This is a genomic window from Sodalis sp. RH24 (assembly GCF_047324145.1).
Taxonomy (GTDB): domain Bacteria; phylum Pseudomonadota; class Gammaproteobacteria; order Enterobacterales; family Enterobacteriaceae; genus Acerihabitans.
Genome location: NZ_CP178729.1, coordinates 754,391 through 773,567 on the forward strand (window position 1 = coordinate 754,391; position 19,177 = coordinate 773,567).

General features: G+C 59.1%; 17 protein-coding genes and 1 pseudogene. 5 read left to right on the forward strand and 13 right to left on the reverse strand.

All coding sequences use genetic code 11. The features are described from left to right. Positions 1–41 precede the first annotated feature (41 nt). Complete coding sequence (gene pdxY / locus ACL2XG_RS03400) at positions 42–905, forward strand: pyridoxal kinase PdxY (RefSeq protein WP_410015034.1); 864 nt, start codon at positions 42–44, stop codon at positions 903–905. A 41-nt stretch (positions 906–946) separates the two neighbouring features. Here the strand turns inward: pdxY and gstA are convergent, their stop codons facing one another. From gstA to ydgT, 11 genes and pseudogenes are all read right to left on the reverse strand, one after another. Continuing rightward, entirely contained in the window at positions 947–1,552 is a 606-nt protein-coding gene (gene gstA, locus ACL2XG_RS03405) for a glutathione transferase GstA (protein ID WP_410015035.1), read from the reverse strand. A gap of 170 nt (positions 1,553–1,722) precedes the next feature. Then, positions 1,723–3,258 (reverse strand): dipeptide/tripeptide permease DtpA, encoded by a 1,536-nt coding sequence (gene dtpA, locus ACL2XG_RS03410; protein WP_413722893.1) that lies wholly within the window; start codon positions 3,256–3,258, stop codon positions 1,723–1,725. 306 nt (positions 3,259–3,564) lie between these two features. Then, a complete protein-coding gene (gene nth / locus ACL2XG_RS03415; RefSeq protein WP_413722892.1) occupies positions 3,565–4,209 on the reverse strand; it encodes an endonuclease III in 645 nt (214 codons plus the stop codon). A 4-nt stretch (positions 4,210–4,213) separates the two neighbouring features. Beyond that, positions 4,214–4,906, reverse strand: a complete 693-nt coding sequence (locus tag ACL2XG_RS03420) for an electron transport complex subunit E (RefSeq protein ID WP_410015038.1) — start codon at positions 4,904–4,906, stop codon at positions 4,214–4,216. After that, positions 4,899–5,534 (reverse strand): electron transport complex subunit RsxG, encoded by a 636-nt coding sequence (gene rsxG / locus ACL2XG_RS03425; RefSeq protein ID WP_413722891.1) that lies wholly within the window; start codon positions 5,532–5,534, stop codon positions 4,899–4,901. The genes ACL2XG_RS03420 and rsxG overlap by 8 nt, the downstream gene beginning before the upstream one ends. A gap of 9 nt (positions 5,535–5,543) precedes the next feature. Continuing rightward, positions 5,544–6,596 (reverse strand): electron transport complex subunit RsxD, encoded by a 1,053-nt coding sequence (gene rsxD, locus ACL2XG_RS03430; RefSeq protein WP_413722890.1) that lies wholly within the window; start codon positions 6,594–6,596, stop codon positions 5,544–5,546. Positions 6,597–6,620: 24 nt separating this feature from the next. After that, positions 6,621–8,477: pseudogene (gene rsxC / locus ACL2XG_RS03435) on the reverse strand (electron transport complex subunit RsxC); the annotation flags it as partial. Then, positions 8,470–9,048 (reverse strand): electron transport complex subunit RsxB, encoded by a 579-nt coding sequence (gene rsxB / locus ACL2XG_RS03440; protein WP_410015041.1) that lies wholly within the window; start codon positions 9,046–9,048, stop codon positions 8,470–8,472. The pseudogene rsxC and the gene rsxB, both read right to left, overlap by 8 nt. Beyond that, positions 9,048–9,629: an electron transport complex subunit RsxA gene (gene rsxA / locus ACL2XG_RS03445; RefSeq protein WP_410015042.1), complete on the reverse strand. Its 582-nt coding sequence runs from the start codon at positions 9,627–9,629 to the stop codon at positions 9,048–9,050. The genes rsxB and rsxA overlap by 1 nt, the downstream gene beginning before the upstream one ends. Positions 9,630–9,738: 109 nt before the next feature. Beyond that, positions 9,739–10,182 carry a DUF2569 domain-containing protein gene (locus ACL2XG_RS03450; RefSeq protein ID WP_413722889.1) on the reverse strand — a complete coding sequence of 148 codons (444 nt, stop codon included), beginning with the start codon at positions 10,180–10,182 and terminating at the stop codon, positions 9,739–9,741. Next, on the reverse strand, positions 10,179–10,394 hold the full coding sequence (gene ydgT, locus ACL2XG_RS03455) for a transcription modulator YdgT (protein ID WP_331120310.1): 216 nt from the start codon (positions 10,392–10,394) through the stop codon (positions 10,179–10,181). The genes ACL2XG_RS03450 and ydgT overlap by 4 nt, the downstream gene beginning before the upstream one ends. A 239-nt stretch (positions 10,395–10,633) precedes the next feature. On the opposite strand from ydgT, the gene ACL2XG_RS03460 reads away from it, so the two are divergent. After that, positions 10,634–11,671, forward strand: a complete 1,038-nt coding sequence (locus ACL2XG_RS03460) for a S66 peptidase family protein (protein WP_413722888.1) — start codon at positions 10,634–10,636, stop codon at positions 11,669–11,671. 126 nt (positions 11,672–11,797) lie between these two features. Here ACL2XG_RS03460 and araA read toward each other — a convergent pair whose 3' ends face one another. Beyond that, positions 11,798–13,303, reverse strand: a complete 1,506-nt coding sequence (gene araA, locus ACL2XG_RS03465) for an L-arabinose isomerase (protein WP_410015045.1) — start codon at positions 13,301–13,303, stop codon at positions 11,798–11,800. Between the two features lie 73 nt (positions 13,304–13,376). Beyond that, positions 13,377–15,062: a ribulokinase gene (locus ACL2XG_RS03470; protein WP_410015046.1), complete on the reverse strand. Its 1,686-nt coding sequence runs from the start codon at positions 15,060–15,062 to the stop codon at positions 13,377–13,379. Between the two features lie 377 nt (positions 15,063–15,439). Between ACL2XG_RS03470 and ACL2XG_RS03475 the strand changes: the two genes are divergently transcribed. From ACL2XG_RS03475 to araH, 3 genes are all read left to right on the forward strand, one after another. Further along, positions 15,440–16,429 (forward strand): arabinose ABC transporter substrate-binding protein, encoded by a 990-nt coding sequence (locus tag ACL2XG_RS03475; protein ID WP_413722887.1) that lies wholly within the window; start codon positions 15,440–15,442, stop codon positions 16,427–16,429. 156 nt (positions 16,430–16,585) lie between these two features. Then, entirely contained in the window at positions 16,586–18,115 is a 1,530-nt protein-coding gene (gene araG, locus ACL2XG_RS03480) for an L-arabinose ABC transporter ATP-binding protein AraG (protein ID WP_410015048.1), read from the forward strand. Positions 18,116–18,132: 17 nt separating this feature from the next. Then, positions 18,133–19,116: an L-arabinose ABC transporter permease AraH gene (gene araH / locus ACL2XG_RS03485; RefSeq protein ID WP_410015049.1), complete on the forward strand. Its 984-nt coding sequence runs from the start codon at positions 18,133–18,135 to the stop codon at positions 19,114–19,116. Positions 19,117–19,177 lie beyond the last annotated feature (61 nt).

Below are 19,177 nucleotides of genomic sequence, written 5' to 3' on the forward strand. Positions count from 1 at the left end.
TGTCGATGCGGCCGCCAGGCCAAGGGCTTTAAGGCAACGTAATGAAGAATATTCTGTCTATCCAGTCCCATGTGGTGTTCGGGCATGCGGGTAATAGCGCGTCGGTGTTTCCCATGCGCCGCATGGGGGTCAATGTTTGGCCGCTTAATACCGTCCAGTTTTCCAATCATACCCAGTATGGTCACTGGACCGGTTGCGTGATGCCCGCCGCGCACTTAACCGAAATCGTGAAAGGTATTGCCGCCGTGGACCAGTTGAAAAACTGCGACGCGGTGCTGAGCGGTTATATCGGGGCGCCCGAGCAGGGCGAACATATCCTGGAGATTGTGCGCCAGGTAAAAGCAGCCAATCCCGACGCCTGGTATTTCCTTGACCCGGTAATGGGCCATCCGGAAAAAGGGTGTATCGTGGCTCCCGGGGTGGCGGAATTTCATTGCAAGCGCGGCCTGCCGAACGCCGATATCATCGCGCCCAATTTGCTTGAGCTGGAGCAGCTCAGCGGCCATGCGGTCAATAATATCGATGAAGCCATCGCCACCGCCCGCGAACTGTGCGCCCAAGGACCGAAGCTGGTGCTGGTAAAATACCTCAGCTATGCCGGCTATGATAAAAACAATTTTGAAATGCTGCTGGTGAGCAAGGAGCATGCCTGGCATACCAGCCGTCCGCTGGTGGATTTTGGCGATCGCCAGCCGGTGGGCGTCGGTGATTTAACCAGCGGCCTGCTGCTGGTCAACCTGCTGAAGGGGCTGTCGCCCGTCAAGGCGCTGGAGCATGTTACCGCCGCGGTGTACGAGGTCATGAAACTGACCAAAGAGATGAATGAGTATGAGCTGCAGGTGGTGGCGGCGCAGGATCAGATAGCCTTGCCGCAGCATCACTTTCCCGCCAAAGAGATCAAATAGGGTTAGTCATCTTTACCGGCGGCGTCATGCCGCCGTGAACGCTATTTCAGCCCTTCCGCCGCCAGCGCCGCGTCCACCGTGGGACGCGCCGCCACCCGTTTAAAATACCGCGCCACCGCCGGCGTCGCCGGTAAATCAAACTTCAGGGCCTGCGCCCAGGTCAGCATGGTGAACAGATAGGCGTCGGCCACCGTGAAGCGGGTGCCGAGCAGGTAATCGCCATCGGCCAACTCCCGATCCAGATAAAGCAATTTGGCGTCCAGCTGCTGGCGCAGCAGGCTTTTGTAATCCTCTGGCATATCGGGCTGCAGCAACGGGCCAAGGCTTTTATGCATTTCACTGGCCACGTAATTGAGCCATTCCATCGCCTGATAGCGGGACAGGGTGCCCGCCCGCGGGATCAAATGGCGATCCGGCACCAAATCCGCCAGATATTGGACGATGGCCACCACTTCAGTGAGCACGGTGCCGTCATCGAGCAGCAGGGCCGGCACTTGTCCCTTGGGATTTATCGCCCGGTAATCTTCGCCGTGTTCGGTTTTGAGATTGGCCAAATCCACTTTTTCTATCGTAAAGTCCACTCCCGCCTCACGCAGGGCGATATGCACGGTCAGCGAGCTGGCGCCGGGCTTATAAAAAAGTTTCATGGGGCACTCCTTAACGGGATGGGCGCGGTGTGATATCGCAGGATATTTCATCATGACAGGATACGTTTAACCATGGCGGCAAGATAGCGTCTTGGCAGGGATGGGACAAAAAAATATCATCATGTTTCGCCCTATGGCGGAACATGATGATAACGATAATACGATAGGGATTAGCCAACGATGGCGGGGGTATCGTCCGTCAGTGGGCCGTGGGGCGGGGCGGCGGCGGGAACGTCGTCCGGGCGCGACATGTGGTTAAGCCGTGGGGCGAATACCAGCATCAGCAGCGCGATCACGGCGGTGACGATACCGATTTGCATAAACACGTGGCCATACACCGCCAGCGAAAGCCGGGCGTCGGTCACGTCGGCGGGCACGGCCATCAGGTTGGCGACGTAGCCGGCGATAAGCGCGGCGGCGGCGGTGGTCAGGAACCAGGCGCCCATGATGAAACCCATCAGCCGTTGCGGCACCAACTGCGCCACCATGGCCAGGCCCAGGCCGGAAATCATCAGCTCGCCGATGCTTTGCAGGGCATAACTGAGAATGAGCCAGTTCATGGAGACGATACCGGCGTCATTGGCAAAACGAGCGCCCAGCGGCAGGACAAAAAAGGCCAGCGAGCACAGCACCATGCCGGCGGCGAATTTAAACGGCATCGGCAAACGATCACCCATGGCGTTGTACAATGCCGCCAACAGCGGACTGGCCAGCATGATCCAGAACGGATTCAGGGCCTGGAACTGTTCCGGCTGGAACGACCAGCCGAACAGGCTGTGCCCCACATTGTGGATGGCGAAAAAATTCAGCGACGTCGGCATCTGGCTGTAAAGCACAAAAAACACCACTGCTTCCATCATCATTAAAAAGGCCACCAGCATCCGCCGGCGCGCCGCGCCATGCAGGGCGAAGGTCTCCCTGGCGAACACCAGGATGATCCCCACGGAAATCAGGCCCAGTACCCAGCGGGCGATGGTCTGGTGATGCAGCAGCCAGCTCGACAGGGCGATGGCGGCGGCGATGCCGGCGATAACGGCCGCCAGCCGTCCCCATTGCAGCGGGGCGAAATCCGGCTTGGAGCCGTAATCACGCACCCAGCTGCGGCAGACGAGGAAATTCACCAGCGTGATCAACATCCCCACCACGCTGAGCGAAAACGCGACCCCCCAGCCAAAACGGACCGCCAGCCACGGCGTCGCCAGGGTGGAGACAAACGAGCCGATATTGATCGCCATATAATACATGGTGAAGGCGCCGTCCAGGCGCGGATCGTCTTTACGGTAGCAGGTCGAGAGCAGCGAAGACGGATTCGCCTTGAACAACCCGCTGCCGACCGCGATGGTCGCCATGCCCAGGTACACCCAGGCGACGGCATGGCTGGAATAGGCGACCATGGTATAGCCCACCGCCAGCACCAGCGCGCCGATGACGATCACGCGCTTGGTCCCCAGAACCTTGTCGCCCAGCCAGCCGCCGATGGCGACAAAACCGTACACGAGCGCGCTGAACGAGGCGAACAGCGTGATGGACTGTCCTTCGGACATGCCGAGCATCTTGACCAGGTAGACGGCCAGGATGACCTGTAAGCCGTAATAGCCAAAGCGCTCCCATAACTCAATGGAGAAAATAAGATAAAACGATTTGGGCTGTTTAAATGCGTTGACACTGATTTTTTCCGGTGGTGCGGTGTGGTTTGCCGTAGACACAAATACCTCGTTGCCGTTTTCACCGCGTTAGCGGCAAAAATAAGCAGGGGTGACGCCGTTGCCCGCGCCCCGTCTGCATTGTTATAAGATTAGTCTGAGGGGGGATCTTCCGGGTTTCAGCTCAATAGGCAAGGCTTGAATAATATCCTGTTACAATTAAATAAAAAAGCACGATGCCGGGTGAACGCGGCCTGGCAATGGCGTTTCATCATGAAACGCCACGGGAAGGCAGTGGTTTATCGTGCTGAAGACAGGCGCCTGCGTGTACCGGGTTAAGGGCACCGGCCTGGGCCGATGGCGGGATATTTACGCGGTGTCGCCATAGACCTTGTCTTTGTATTCGCACAGGTCTTCTATCAGGCAGGCGCCGCAGCGCGGCTTGCGGGCGACGCAGGTGTACCGGCCGTGCAGGATCAGCCAATGGTGGCAGTTAACGACAAATTCCGCCGGTACCACCCGCAGTAAAGCCTGCTCTACCTCCTCGACGTTCTTGCCGGGAGCGAACCGCGTCCGGTTGCACACCCGGAAAATATGCGTATCCACCGCAATAGTCGGCCAGCCGAAGGCGGTGTTGAGCACGACGTTGGCGGTTTTGCGGCCAACGCCGGGCAAGGCTTCCAGCGCCGCCCGATCCTGCGGCACCTGGCCCTGGTGGAGCTCAATCAGCATCCGGCAGGTCTTGATGATATTTTCCGCTTTACTGTTAAACAGGCCGATGGATTTGATGTAGGACTTGATGCCGTCCACCCCCAACGCCAGCATGGCCTCGGGAGTATTGGCCACCGGGAACAGTTTGGCGGTGGCCTTATTAACACTGACGTCGGTGGCCTGCGCCGATAACAGCACCGCGATCAGCAGTTCGAACGGCGAGGTATAATTCAGCTCGGTGGTCGGGTTGGGATCGTTGGCGCGCAGGCGGCTCAGGATAGCCAGTCGTTTGAGTTTATTCATCAGATTATGCCCGCGCCTGTCCGGCGTTTGGCACGCGCTCCGCCGCCGCGCGCCGCTGGCGGGCCTTCATCCGCTGGTCTATCAGGTATTTGGCGGCCAGCATGAATCCCAGGCCGATAAACGCGCCCGGCGGCAGCATGGCCAGCAAAAAGGGACTGTCCAAATGGAACACTTGCACCCGCAGCCCTTTGGCCCAGCTGCCCAGCAGAAGGTCGGCGCCGTCGAACAGCGTGCCGTTGCCAAGCACCTCGCGCATGGCGCCCAGCACCAGCAGGGCGCAGGTCGCGCCCAGGCCCATGGCCGCCCCGTCAAGCAGCGACAGGGCCACCGGATTGTGGGAGGCGTAGGCTTCCGCCCGTCCCACCACGATGCAATTGGTGACGATCAACGGAATAAATATCCCCAGAGACTGATATAGGCCGAAGGCGTAGGCATTCATCAGCATCTGCACGATGGACACCACGGCGGCAATGATCATCACATAAACAGGAATCCGGATCTCGGCGGGCACCCAGCGGCGGAAAGCGGAAATCCAGCCGTTGGTACAAGCCAGCACCAGCGTGGTGGCCAGCCCCAGCCCCAGCGCGTTGGTGACGGTATTGGACACCGCCAGCAGGGGGCATAATCCCAATAATTGCACCAGGGCGGAGTTATTGGTCCACAGCCCCTGGCGCATCAGGCGTCCGGCTTCACTCATCGGCGTTTTCTCCACAGCGGGGCAACTGGTCGATGTCGCCCGGCATACTCTGTAAATAGTCAGCGGTGCGTTTAACCGCGTTTACCACGGCGCGCGGGGTAATGGTGGCGCCGGTGAACTGATCGAACTGCCCGCCGTCTTTCTTTACCGCCCAGTTCCTGTCCTGCGCCGCGCCGACCTTTTTCCCGCTGAAATGGGTGATCCAATCGGAAACGCGCAGCTCGATTTTATCGCCCAGTCCCGGCGTTTCATGGTGTTCGGTAACCCGAGTGCCCAGCACGTTGCCGGCAAAGTCGGCCCCGACCAAGAGCTGGATGGCGCCGGAATAGCCGTCCGGGGCGGTGGATTCGATGGCCGCCGCCGCCGGCCTGCCGTTTTTGCGCGCCAGATAGACCCGGTGCTGTTGCGCGTTGCCCAGGGCATCGTCGACCACCAGATAGCATTCAGCCAGCATATCATTATCATGCAGCGCCGGCGGCACAACCTGATCCAATAGCTGCTGTTGCTGCAATACGGCCTGGCGGGCGATGCCGGGTTCGGTCAGCCCATGCACCAGGGCCGTCAGGCCGGTGGTGAGCGCGGCGAACAGCGCCAGGGTAATACCGTGTTTGCGCATCATCCTGAACATCGGCGCTCCTTAGCGATGGCCGTATACGCGGGGTTGCGTAAAATAATCAATCAGCGGCACACAGATATTGGCCAGCAGCACCGCAAAGGCCACGCCCTCAGGATAACCGCCATAGGTGCGGATGAGCCAGGTCAGAAGACCCGCCAGGGCGCCGAAAATCAACCGTCCTTTATCTGTCGTCGAGGCGGTGATCGGATCGGTGGCGATAAAAAAAGCGCCCAGCATGGTGGCCCCGGAGAACAGATGCAGCAGCGGCGGGGCGCTGGCGCGCGCATCGCACCACCAGCCCAGGCTGGCGCAAATCATCAGCACCGCCAGGAAGCTGACCGGAATCTGCCAGTTGATCACCTTGCGCCAGAGCAGATAAAGGCCCCCCGCCAGGAAGCCGATATTGACCCATTGCCACCCCAATCCGCCCATCAGGCCGCTGTAAAGCGGTTGCCCGAGCATCGCCAGCGCATCCTTCCCGCCGCGCAGACCGGTTTTAAAATTATCCAGCGGCGTCGCCTGGGTCATGCCGTCGAACCCGGCGCGCAGCTGCTGCACATCCAGGCCGCCCGGCGTGTGGCCGGCGAAGATCAGCCATAAGGTGTCCGCAAGCGAAGCGGTATGCAGCCGCAGCCCCGATTCCGGCAGCCAACTGGTCATTTGCACCGGGAACGAGATCAGCAGCACCACATACCCGACCATGGCCGGGTTAAACGGATTTTGTCCCAGGCCGCCGTAAAGCTGCTTGGCGATGATGATGGCAAACGCCGTAGCCAGCACGATCATCCACCAGGGCGCCAGCGGCGGCAGGCTCAGCCCCAGCAGCACCGCGGTCAGCAGCGCGGAGCCGTCGGCAAGCCGCGGACCGACCGGCTGGCGGCGCAGCGCCACCATTGCGGCTTCGGCCAGGCAGGCGGCCAACGCGGCCAGCAGGATTTGCACCAGGGTGCCGTAGCCGAAAAAATAGCTCAGGGCCAGCAGACCCGGCAGGCAGGCCGCCATGACCTGCAGCATGATGCGCCGGGTGCTTTGCCGGTTGTGGGTAAAGGGGGAACTTGCGATCCTGAAAGCCATTTATTCCTCGTGGGACCCTATGGTTGCCTCTGCTGCGGCCTTGCGGGCCTTGACCCTGGCGATGGCCGCCGCCACCGCGGCTTTGCGCGCATCGGCGGCATCGGCGGTCGCGGGATGCGACGTCGCCGTACTGTTGTCTGCGCCGGCCTGCGCCGGACGGGCGGTTGCGCCGGTACTGTCGCTTGCGGCATTTTTCGCTACGTTGTCACTTATTGGCTGCGCGCCGGACACGGCTTTGCGCGTTTTCACGCGCGCGATGGCCGCCGCTACCGCCGCTTTGCGCAGATCCGGCGTAGCCTCTTCGGCGCAAGCCGGCATGACGGTCGCCGCAGGCGGCCCCGACGGCTCTGCTACCGCCGCCGCGTCATGGCCGGCGTCGGGCAAGGCGTTTAGCGCCGCTTCTATCATCGGTTCGTCCCGCGCGTCAAGCTTGACAGCGGCCTGCCGGTGGCGCGCTTCACGCGCCTGTTTTTCCCGCTCGCGCCGCGCCAGCTTGGCTTCAAAGCGCGCCTTGGCCGCCCGCGCGCGCTGCGCTTCCAGATCCAAGGCGCGTATTTCCGCCTTTTCCTGCCGGTAATAGCGCACCAGGGGAATATTGCTGGGGCAGACATAGGCGCAGGCGCCGCATTCGATGCAGTCCGCCAGATGATGGCCGCGGGCTTTTTCGTGCTCCTGGCCACGGCTGAACCAATAGAGCTGTTGGGGAAGCAAACCGGCGGGACAGGCCTGCGCGCACAGGCCGCAGCGGATACAGGCTTGTTCCGGCTCCGGCGGGGCCATTTCGCTGGCCGCGGGGGCCATGATGCAGTTGCTGATCTTGACGATGGGCACATCCAGCACCGGCAGCGTAAAACCCATCAGCGGTCCGCCCATGATCACCAGCTGGCCCGGCTGCGGTGTAAAGCCGGCGTCGCGCAGCAGATGACCGACCGGCGTGCCCAGACGTCCCCAGACGTTGCCCGGACGCTTAAGCGCGTCGCCGGTCAGCGTCACCACCCGTTCGGTCAGGGCTTCGCCATCGATAATGGCCCGTTTAATGGCGAAGACGGTGCCGACATTCAGCATGACAACACCGATGGCGGCTGAATGGCTGCCGAACGGCACTTCCCGGCCGGTGAGGATCTTCGTGAGCTGCTTGGCGCCGCCGGACGGATATTTGGTCGGGATGACGCGCAGCAGGTAGCCGGCGCCATCAGCAATGGCCGCGGCCATCGCGGCGGCGGCGGCCGGTTTATTGTCCTCAATGCCGATGATAACCCGCGCCGGCCGCAGAATATGGACCAGCACATCGATGCCGCCGACTATCTCAAGCGCGTGCTCCTGCATCAGCCGATCGTCGGCGGTAATATAAGGTTCGCATTCCGCGGCGTTGATAATCAGGGTATTTACCGCGCCCAATCCGCCCTGTAGCTTGGCCGCGGTGGGAAAGCCCGCGCCGCCCAGGCCGGCGATGCCGGCCTGATGGATGCGTTCAAGCAAATAGCCGGCGTCCCGCTGACGGTAATCCGCCACGGGCCGGCGTTCGCACCAGCGATCTTCGCCATCGGGGGTGAGGATAACGCTGAGTTCCGCCAGCGCCGACGGATGGGCGGTGGTATGGGGCGTAATGGCCTCAATCGTTCCCGAGGTGGGCGCATGGATAGGCAGGGTGCGACCCCGCCCCTCGGTCAGGGGCTGTCCGCGCAGCACGCGGTCACCCGCGGTTACGCACAGTTCACCCTCCGGCCCCAGGTGCTGCTTAAGGGGAATAATGCATTTGGCCGGCAGGGGCGGACGGCGCAGCGGCACGCCGCTTGACTGGGTTTTCATTTCCGGCGGATAGATGCCGCCGGGAAAATCCCAGAGGCGATCCTTACGCAACGCGGCAAAGAGCTTAAACATGCTGTTCCATGGGGATGAGGCGGACCGGTATGGTGTTCAGATCCCATTTCCAGTTGTCGGTGGAAACCGCCACCGGCCGCATTTCGATACAATTGGTCGGGCAGGGGGCGACACAGAGATCGCAGCCGGTGCACAGGTCGCTGACCACGGTATGCACCGCCCGGGTAGCGCCGATAATGGCGTCTACCGGGCAGGCCTGGATACATTTGGTGCAACCGATACAATTGCCCTCATCGATCCAGGCCACCGTCGCCGCCGGCTGGCCTGCCGATGTTTCGTCGTCCAGGTATTGCGGTTCGATGTTCATCAGTCCGGCAATCTTGAGCATCGTCTGTTCGCCGCCGGGCGCGCATTTATTGATTTTTTCACCCTGGCCCGCCACCGCCTCGGCATAGGGACGGCACCCGGGATAACCGCACTGGGCGCATTGGCTTTGCGGCAGCAGCGCATCAATCTGCCCGGCCAGCGGGTCGCCCTCCACCCTGAAGCGGCGGGCGGCGTAGCCCAGCAGGGCGCCCGCCACCAATGCCAGAACGCTTAGCGATCCAATAGCCCACCATAGCGACAGCATCAGAATTTCACCAGACCGGTAAAGCCCATAAACGCCAGCGACATCAGACCGGCGGTGACCAGGGCGATGGATGAGCCCTTGAACGGCGCCGGCACATCGGCCACCGCCAGGCGTTCGCGAATGGCGGCGAACAGCACCATGACCAGCGAAAAGCCCGCCGCCGCGCTGAATCCGTAGACGGCGGACTGCAGAAAATTATGATTGAGGTTAACATTGAGCAGGGCCACGCCAAGCACCGCGCAGTTGGTGGTGATAAGCGGCAGGAAAATGCCCAGCAGGCGATACAGCGACGGGCTGGTTTTGCGCACCACCAGTTCGGTGAACTGCACCACCACCGCGATAATGAAAATAAACGAGAGGGTGCGCAAATAGGTGATGTCGAGGGGCAGCAGGATAAAACTGTTAATCAGCCAGGAAAAAATCGAGGCGAGCGTCATGACGAAGGTGGTGGCCATGCCCATACCCATTGCCGTTTCCAGTTTTTTGGACACACCCATGAAGGGGCAAAGCCCAAGAAATTTAACCAGAACGAAATTATTTACCAGCATGGTGCCGATAAACAGTAACAGGTAACCATTCATTGCCGTACCTAATTAAAAAGAAGCGACGTATTATCCGGCATCAAGTCCATTTCAACAACATAGTAATTGTAGGGTTATTATCGGGAGACCGATAAGGACAACGGCGGTGCTATGAGGCGTGGATAAAGGTGTTTTTAACCCGGCGCGAACGTTTAATATAGGGCACCATGGTCGCCGCGGCCAGCAGCGGCCAGAATAAAATGCGCAGCGCCAGTTCATCCGTGACCGGGGAAAAGGCGAAAGCCTTGAGCGCCAGCAGCACGCCCGCCAGCAGCCAGAGGATAAAAATTTTGGGAAAGCGGGTCGAACGGCGAAACAACAGGCGCAGGGTCCAAAAGGTGAACCCCCACATGACCAGCGTGGTGGCCATGGACGCATACCACTGCAGGGTAAAGACCGCCGCGATGGTGGTGCTGTCCGCCGTCGGGCGTTGCAGCAGGGCCAGCAGGAAAATCACCAGCATTATGCTGGCGCTGAGCAGGGCCATCAGCAGGTAGGCGGCCGGCAGCCATAACCAGCCGCCGATACGCGGCGCGGTGTTGATCGCGCTCAAACGACGTACCGCCAGACCGACTTCGGCACCTGGCCCAAATCGAATAAACGGCCGCCGGAGACCAGTTCGGCCCGGCGGTGATCCGCCGCGCGGTACATATTGATGATTTCCGCATCGTCAACCAGCGAATAATTGAGATGATCGAATAGTTTTTCCAGGCTTTCCGGCGTGCTGACACGGCGGAATGTTAATAAATAGTCGTACGCAGTCATGATTTGGTGTTCAGGGAAGGGAATAATAGCAAAGTAGTATATTCACTGCTGTCGGGGTGTCTAGATATTCCTGGGTTAAATATGAAAAAACGCGGCGGCAAGCGCATAGGCAACGCCTGGGACTGCTGGCAATCTCCCGTCTTTCTTGTATGAGTATGTGAACTTTGCCAGCCAGCCAGGCTTGGCATTTAATCTCGAACTGTGGACGATGGATTTACTTTGCAAATAAGGATCAATACATGAAGATTCGCTTTCCGCCCAAACTGGTTCCAGGGGATTTGATTGCTATAACCGCCCCATCATCTGGGGTGCCGCAGCATTTGCATCCTCGGTTGGACCTCGCCATAAATAACCTTATAAAAAAAGGATTTAGGGTAGTTGAAGGCGATTGCTTACGGTCGCAGTATAAAAATAAAAGCGCCTGCAAAATTTCGCGGGCGGAAGAACTGATGTTTTATCTAACCCATCCTGAGGTAAAGGCGGTTATGCCCCCATGGGGAGGCGATCTGGCAATCGAATTACTCGAGTTACTTGATTTCGAACGGTTAGCCCGGACTGAACCCAAATGGTTTGTCGGTTTTTCAGATTTATGTACATTTCATTTCCCGCTGACAACGCTTTCTGGCTGGGCAACAGTGCATGGACCAAACCTGATGGATCTTGGTGCGAAAGAGTTAGATTCGACCACGCAAGCGATATGGAGCATTCTGGAGAGTGACCGGGGGGCTGTATGTGAACAGCACGCGTCAGCAGCATTTCAAATGAACGAAAATCAATGGGGCCCGGCATCAGATGCTGGTTTTCATCTGACACAAAAAACACAGTGGCAGCGCCTTGATGGCGTCACTTCTTCCGCCCGTTTTCAAGGCCGTCTGATTGGCGGATGTCTGGAAATCATATCGAGGTTAGCAGGTACCTCCTTCGGTAATCTACCCTTGTTCCAGGCACAAAATAGTAACGAAGGGGTGATCCTGTATTTTGAAAATGTGGAAATGGGCCCCTGCGAGTTAACGCGGGCATTATTTAGTTTACGCTTGCATGGCTGGTTCAGTGACTTAAAGGGTGTGCTTATAGGCAGAAGTGCGGCGCCGGCCGTGAACGACCCAACACAACAAAATTATTTGGATGCCCTACATGCCGCCCTTGGGGACCTTGCCGTTCCTGTGCTGTATGACGTGGATATAGGCCATATTCCGCCTCAAATTTCTCTGGTCAACGGCGCAAGTGCCACGGTCCTTTTCACTGAAAAGGGGAGTTCAGTCACTCAGCAGTTGTAAGTCAAAAGGCACGTCCAGGCAGTCGCTATAATAACACAACAGGCAGGCGCAACCCCGCCGACGAAACCGTCGCAGAGGCGATATAAACCCTGCCGCGAGCGAGCCGCGGCAGGACTGACGTCGTCGCTATTTAGCGCAGAGCTTGTAGTAAAGCTCATTCCAGCGCAATGCGTCCTTGAACGCCGGGATGCGCGTGTCGTTGTCGATCACCAGCAGCTCGATATTATTCATTTCCGCGTATAAGCGCATATGGTCGAGATCGAGCGCCTGGCTGAATACCGTGTGGTGCGCGCCGCCGGCCAGGATCCAGGCTTCGGCCGCCACTTCCAGCGACGGCTGCGCTTTCCATACCGCCCGGGCGACCGGCAGCTTAGGCAGCGGATGCGGCTGTTCGATGGCATCCACGACGCTTACCAGCATGCGAAAACGATCGCCCATATCGATTACCGAGGCGTTGACCGCCTGGCCGGCCGGGGTGGAGAACAGCAGCCGCGCCGGATCGGCTTTGCCGCCGATGCCGAGGAACTGCACGTCCAGCGTGGGTTTTTCTTCCTTGGCGATGCTTGGGCACACTTCCAGCATGTGCGATCCGAGGGCGAGGTTATTACCCGGCTGGAAGTGATAAGTGTAATCCTCCATAAAGGAGGTGCCGCCCGGCAGGCCGCTGGCCATCACCTTCAGGATGCGCAGCAGCGCGGCGGTTTTCCAGTCGCCTTCGCCGCCGAAGCCATATCCCTGCTGCATCAGGCGCTGTACCGCCAGGCCAGGCAACTGCTTCAGCCCGTGCAGGTTTTCAAAGTTGGAGGTAAAGGCTTTGGCGCCCACCTGTTCCAGGAAACGTTTCAGCCCCAGTTCAATACGTGCGGCGTCCAGCAGGTTTTCACGTTTTTCGCCGTTGACCTTGATTTTATCGGTAAGGATATAGGACGCTTCGTACTCCGCCACCAGGGTATCGATATCCCCCTTGGACACTTCGTTCACCACGCTGACCAGGTCGCCCAGGCCGTACGCGGTCACCGAGTAGCCGAACTGGATCTGCGCGCCGACCTTGTTGCCTTCGGTGACCGCCACTTCACGCATATTGTCGCCAAAACGGGCGACGATCAGCTGCTGGCTTTCCTGTTTGGCGGCGGCGGCGCGCATCCATTTGGCGATGGTCAGATGCGCCTGCTTATCCTGCCAGTGGCCGACCACCACCTGGTGATTAAGGTGCATGCGTGCGCCGATAAACCCGAACTCGCGGCCGCCATGGGCGGTCTGGTTAAGGTTCATAAAGTCCATATCCATGGTTTCCCAGGGGATCTGCGCGTTATATTGGGTATGGAACTGCAGCAGGGGCTTGTTGAGGATGCTCAGGCCGCCGATCCACATCTTGGCGGGTGAAAACGTATGCAGCCAGGTGAGCAGGCCGATACAGTGGGTATCGTAATTGGCTTCACGACACAGCGCGAGAATCTCATCGGGCGATTTGACCAAAGGTTTCAAGACCAGCTTGACCGGCAGGCCGGCCTCGTTATTAAGACCCTGGACCACCGTTTGTGCATGGTCGGCGACCTGGCGCAGGGTTTCCGGGCCATAAAGATGTTGACTGCCGATGACGAACCAGACTTCGTGCTGCTTAAAATTATCCATGATGACTCCTGTGCGTCTCCGTTTAAGGGAGGGGCCGGGCGGGCGCGTAGCGTGCCGCCCGGTAAATTATTAATCAGCGATCGCTGTGCGCCGCCGCCGCGTAAGCCGGTTCCGCAAGCTCGCTCCATTCCAAATAGCGCTGGTAGAGCCGCTCGAATTGCGCGACCCTGGCCGGGTCCGGCTGCAGGGTGCGTTCAATCCGACTGGCCATGGCCTGCTGCGCCACCGCGATATCCGGATAAACGCCGGCCGCCACCGCGCCGAAGATAGCCGCGCCGAGGGCGCAGCATTGATCGGAGGCCACCAGTTGCAGCGGACGATTCATCACATCCGCGCATACCTGCATGATAATCGGCGATTTGCGGGCAATGCCGCCCATCACCAGCACGTTTTCCACCGGGATGCCCTGGGTTTCAAAGCATTCCATGATGGCGCGGGCGCCGAAGGCGGTGGCGGCAATCAGTCCGCCGAACAGCGCCGGCGCATCAGTGCCCAGATTGAGGCCGGTGATCACGCCCTGCAGGCGCTGGTTGGCGTAAGGCGTGCGCCGGCCGTTGAACCAGTCCAGCACCACCGGCAGATGCTCAAGGGACGGTTCGCTGGCCCAGGCCTGCGCCAGCGCGTTCAGCATCTGTTCCTGGATACCGTCGAGAGCGGGTTTCAGGGCCGGGTTGTGTTGCACCGCCTGTTTCAGCGGCCAGCCCAGCAAACGTCCGAACCAGGCATAAATGTCGCCAAAGGCCGACTGACCGGCTTCGAGACCGATAAATCCCGGTACCACGCTGCCGTCGACCTGGCCGCAGATGCCGGCGATAGTGCGATCGCCCACACGCTGTTCGTCGGCGATAAGGATATCGCAGGTCGATGTGCCGATGACTTTAACCAGGGTATAGGGCTGCGCGCCGGCGCCCACCGCGCCGATATGGCAGTCGAAGGCGCCGCCGGCAATGGTAACGGTCTCCGGCAAGCCAAGCTTCTGCGCCCATGCGGCGGTGATGCGCCCGACCGGCGCTTCCGCGGTATAGGTATCGGTGAAGAGCGGATATTGCAGCCGTTCGGTCAGAACCGGATCGAGCGCCTCAAGGAAGTCTCGCGGCGGCACGCCGCCCCAGTCGGGATGCCAAAGGGATTTATGTCCGGCGGCGCAGCGGCCGCGCTTGATGTCCTGCGGCCGCGTGGTCCCGGACAGCACGGCCGGTATCCAGTCGCAAAGCTCAATCCAAGATACCGCCTGCCGGCGTACCTGGGCGTCCTGGCGGGTAATATGCAGGATTTTGGCCCAGAACCATTCAGAGGAGTACACGCCGCCGATGTAGCGCGTGTAATCCGGATGCGCGCCGTCGTGGCACAGCCGGTTTATCGCCTCGGCTTCTTCTATGGCGGTATGATCCTTCCACAGGATAAACATGGCGTTCGGGTTGTCGGCGAATTCCGGGCGCAATGCCAGTATCCGGCCCTCCTCATCAATAGGGGCGGGGGTACTGCCGGTGGTATCGACGCCGATGCCGGCGACGCGCAGGCGCTGGGCCGGGGTGAGGGCGTTTACCACAGCGCGGATCGCCTGTTCCATGGATTCAAGATAATCATTGGGATGATGGCGGAATTGATTGTGCGCGGGTTTGCAATACTGGCCCTCGCGCCATCGCGGGTACCAGACCACTTCGGTCGCCAGCTCTTTACCGCTTTGGCATCCTACCGCCAGGGCGCGTACCGAGTCGCTGCCGAAATCAAGCCCGAGGCTGATGGCCTCTTCATTCATGCTGTTCTCTCCTGTTTACCCGAAAACGGATGATGTGCACAACCATAAGGGGGTTTTGAGCCGGCCGTGAGGAGCGGTTGGCTGGAAGTATGCACATTCCTGTCGCTGATGGCTGAAATGTGATGGTGTTCAAAAACGCGCGGGGAGGTGGAATTTGCTGTATCTATGCACAAATCAGCTGTTATTGAGAACTGTGATAACGCTCTACATTTTAGTAACACATTAAGGCTAAAACTACTCCCGTCTAAAGGGCCTGGTCGGACTAACGGCGATAAATCCGCCGCTTAGACGTTCCAAGCGGATTCATCTTCCCGACTGATAACGCTTACACGCTTCAGCATTTTGAAGCGAGGCGATAAAAAATACCGGAGAGTTACATGCATAAATTCACTAAGGCACTGGCGGCAATCGGATTGGCTGCCGTTATGTCTCAATCGGCTATGGCGGAAAATCTGAAACTGGGTTTTCTGGTTAAACAGCCGGAAGAACCCTGGTTCCAGACCGAATGGCGTTTTGCCGATAAAGCCGGCAAGGACCTGGGATTTGATGTGATTAAAATCGCCGTGCCCGATGGCGAGAAAACCCTTAACGCTATCGACAGCCTGGCGGCAAGCGGCGCCAAGGGTTTTGTTATCTGTACCCCGGATCCAAAACTGGGCTCGGCCATTGTCGCCAAGGCCCGCAGCTATGATATGAAGGTCATTGCCGTTGACGATCAGTTCGTCACCGCCAAAGGCAAACCGATGGACACCGTTCCCCTGGTCATGATGGCGGCCACCAAGATTGGCGAACGCCAGGGCCAGGAACTGTGGAAAGAAATGAACAAGCGCGGCTGGAACGTGGCTGACACCGGCGTCATGGCTATTACCGCCGATGAGCTCGATACCGCCCGCCGCCGCACTACCGGTTCGATGGACGCATTAAAAGCCGCCGGTTTCCCGGCAAAACAAATCTATACCGTCCCGACGAAATCCAACGATATCCCTGGCGCCTTTGACGCCGCCAACTCACTGCTGGTACAGCATTCCGGCGTGAAAAACTGGCTGATCATCGGCATGAACGACAATACCGTGCTCGGCGGCGTGCGCGCCACCGAAGGCCAGGGCTTCAAGGCGCCCAACGTTATCGGCATCGGCATCAACGGCGTGGATGCGGTAAGCGAACTCTCCAAAGCCAATGCGACCGGCTTCTACGGGTCTCTGCTGCCAAGTCCGGACGTTCACGGCTACAAGAGCATCCAGATGCTTAACGATTGGGTAACCAAAGGCGTTGAACCGCCCAAATTCACCGAAGTGACCGATGTGGTGGTCATTACCCGCGACAACTTTAAAGAAGAATTGGCGAAGAAAGGGCTGGGCGGTAAATAACCGCGGCGCCTGTTTCCCGGGACGGCTATGCGCCGTCCCTGTCCATGACGATGTCATTCATCAAGAGGATGTGCACGTGTCAGCCAAGACCCCTGATGGTTACAGCCGTGGGATTGCCGGCGCACCGTTCGTATCAGTTAACGCGAGGATGTGTTCATGACAATTCAGACACCCTATCTGTCGTTTCGCGGCATCGGAAAAACGTTTCCCGGCGTAAAGGCGCTGGATGATATCAGTTTTGACTGCTATCCGGGCCAGATCCACGCCCTGATGGGCGAGAACGGCGCCGGCAAATCCACGTTGCTGAAAATTCTCAGCGGCAGCTATACGCCGACCCAGGGTGAAATCCTTATCAAAGGCCAGCCGGTCCATTTTAATTCCACCGCCGATGCGCTGGATGCCGGCGTCGCCATTATCTACCAGGAGTTGCACCTGGTGCCGGAAATGACCGTGGCGGAAAATATCTACCTCGGCCAGTTGCCCAATAAATACGGCATGGTTAACCGCGCCATCCTGCATTATGAAACCAAACTGCAGTTGGAACACCTGGGGCTGGATATCGCGCCGGACACACCGCTCAAATATTTGTCCATCGCCCAGTGGCAGATGGTGGAAATCGCCAAGGCGCTGACCCGCAATGCTAAAATTATTGCCTTTGACGAGCCGACCAGTTCGCTGTCGGCGCGTGAAATCGAACAGCTTTTCCGGGTGATCCGCGAACTGCGGGCCGAGGGCAGGGTAATACTCTACGTGTCGCACCGCATGGAGGAGATTTTTACCCTCGGCGATGCCATCACGGTATTCAAGGACGGCAAGTACGTCCGCACGTTCGACGATATGACCCAGGTCGATCACACCAAGCTGGTGCAGGCCATGGTGGGACGCAATCTCGGTGATATCTACGGTTACCAGCCGCGCGATCATGGCGCGGTACGGCTGCAGCTGGACAGCATCAAGGCCGCTGGCGTGAAAACGCCGATTACGCTGTCGGTGCACGCCGGTGAAATCGTCGGCCTGTTCGGCCTGGTGGGCGCGGGACGCAGCGAACTGATGAAGGGGCTGTTCGGCGGTACGCTGATTACCGGCGGGCAGTTGCTGCTGGACGGCAAGCCGCTTAATATCCGCTCGCCCATCGACGCCATCCGCGAAGGGTTGCTGCTGTGTCCGGAAGATCGCAAAGCCGACGGCCTGATACCGGTGCATTCGGTAAGGGAAAATATCAATATCAGCGCCCGGCGCAAGACCATCAAGGCCGGTTTCCTGATTAACGACCGCTGGGAAAAGGAAAACGCCGAGGAACATATCCGCTCCCTGAATATCAAGACGCCCTCCGCCGAGCAACTGATCATGAACCTGTCCGGCGGCAACCAGCAAAAAGCCATTCTCGGCCGCTGGCTGTCGGAGGATATGAAAGTCATCATGCTCGACGAACCGACGCGAGGAATCGATGTCGGCGCCAAGCACGAAATTTACCACGTGATATATGAGCTGGCCAAACGCGGTATCGCCGTGCTGTTCGCCTCAAGCGATCTGCCTGAAGTCCTGGGGCTGGCCGACAGGATCGTGGTGATGCGCGAAGGCGCCATTTCCGGCGAGCTCACCCACACCGATGCCACTGAACAGAAAGCGTTAAGTCTGGCAATGTTGCACACAACCGATACCAGCCCCGCTGACGCGGTTGCCTGATTGTGAAGGAGTCTAAGATGTCGACTGTTACTACCCCCTCCCCGAAAGCGAAAAAAACGCTGGGCTTTGGCCGCGTCTGGGATAATTTTGGCATGCTGGTGGTGTTCGTGGTGCTGTTTATCGCCTGCTCGTTTTTTGTGCCGAACTTTGCCAGTTTTATCAATATGAAGGGCCTCGGCCTGGCTATTTCCATGTCCGGTATCGTCGCCTGCGGCATGCTGTTTTGCCTGGCTTCCGGCGATTTCGATTTGTCGGTCGCCTCGGTTATCGCCTGTGCCGGCGTCACCACCGCCGTGGTCATCAACTCAACCGAAAGCCTGTGGCTCGGCGTGGCGGCGGGACTGGTGCTTGGCGTACTGTGCGGCCTGGTCAACGGTTTTGTTATCGCCAAGCTGAAAATCAATGCCCTGATAACCACCCTGGCCACCATGCAAATCGTGCGCGGTCTGGCGTATATTATTTCTGATGGTAAAGCGGTGGGCATCGAAGATGAACGCTTTTTCGTGCTGGGCTACGCCAACTGGCTGGGCCTGCCCGCGCCCATCTGGATCATGGCGCTGTGCATGGCCATCTTTGGTTTCCTGCTCAACAGAACCACCTTCGGGCGCAACACGCTGGCCATTGGCGGTAATGAAGAAGCCGCCCGGCTGGCGGGGGTGCCGGTGGTGCGCACCAAGATCATTATTTTTATCCTGTCCGGACTGGTGTCGGCGGTGGCCGGTATTATCCTCGCCTCGCGTATGACCAGCGGCCAGCCCATGACCTCATTGGGTTATGAGCTGATCGTCATCTCCGCCTGCGTGCTGGGCGGGGTATCGATGAAAGGCGGCATTGGCAAGATTTCCTATGTGGTGGCCGGGGTGCTGATCCTCGGCACCGTGGAAAACGCCATGAATCTGCTGAATATTTCGCCGTTCTCGCAATACGTGGTGCGTGGGGTCATCCTGCTGGCGGCGGTGATTTTCGACCGCTACAAACAAAAAGCCAAACGTACGGTATAAACCGACGCGGACCGGTCGCATCGCGGCCGGCCCGCTCACAGTTTTACGACCCTGGCACGCT

What these genes read in the sequence shown, in the direction of transcription:
- pdxY (WP_410015034.1), top strand. Translation starts at nt 42, where the DNA reads ATGAAGAATATTCTGTCTATCCAGTCCCATGTGGTGTTCGGGCATGCG.
- gstA (WP_410015035.1), bottom strand. Translation starts at nt 1,552, where the DNA reads ATGAAACTTTTTTATAAGCCCGGCGCCAGCTCGCTGACCGTGCATATC.
- nth (WP_413722892.1), bottom strand. Translation starts at nt 4,209, where the DNA reads ATGAATAAACTCAAACGACTGGCTATCCTGAGCCGCCTGCGCGCCAAC.
- ACL2XG_RS03420 (WP_410015038.1), bottom strand. Translation starts at nt 4,906, where the DNA reads ATGAGTGAAGCCGGACGCCTGATGCGCCAGGGGCTGTGGACCAATAAC.
- rsxG (WP_413722891.1), bottom strand. Translation starts at nt 5,534, where the DNA reads ATGTTCAGGATGATGCGCAAACACGGTATTACCCTGGCGCTGTTCGCC.
- rsxD (WP_413722890.1), bottom strand. Translation starts at nt 6,596, where the DNA reads ATGGCTTTCAGGATCGCAAGTTCCCCCTTTACCCACAACCGGCAAAGC.
- rsxB (WP_410015041.1), bottom strand. Translation starts at nt 9,048, where the DNA reads ATGCTGTCGCTATGGTGGGCTATTGGATCGCTAAGCGTTCTGGCATTG.
- rsxA (WP_410015042.1), bottom strand. Translation starts at nt 9,629, where the DNA reads ATGAATGGTTACCTGTTACTGTTTATCGGCACCATGCTGGTAAATAAT.
- ydgT (WP_331120310.1), bottom strand. Translation starts at nt 10,394, where the DNA reads ATGACTGCGTACGACTATTTATTAACATTCCGCCGTGTCAGCACGCCG.
- ACL2XG_RS03460 (WP_413722888.1), top strand. Translation starts at nt 10,634, where the DNA reads ATGAAGATTCGCTTTCCGCCCAAACTGGTTCCAGGGGATTTGATTGCT.
- araA (WP_410015045.1), bottom strand. Translation starts at nt 13,303, where the DNA reads ATGGATAATTTTAAGCAGCACGAAGTCTGGTTCGTCATCGGCAGTCAA.
- ACL2XG_RS03470 (WP_410015046.1), bottom strand. Translation starts at nt 15,062, where the DNA reads ATGAATGAAGAGGCCATCAGCCTCGGGCTTGATTTCGGCAGCGACTCG.
- ACL2XG_RS03475 (WP_413722887.1), top strand. Translation starts at nt 15,440, where the DNA reads ATGCATAAATTCACTAAGGCACTGGCGGCAATCGGATTGGCTGCCGTT.
- araG (WP_410015048.1), top strand. Translation starts at nt 16,586, where the DNA reads ATGACAATTCAGACACCCTATCTGTCGTTTCGCGGCATCGGAAAAACG.
- araH (WP_410015049.1), top strand. Translation starts at nt 18,133, where the DNA reads ATGTCGACTGTTACTACCCCCTCCCCGAAAGCGAAAAAAACGCTGGGC.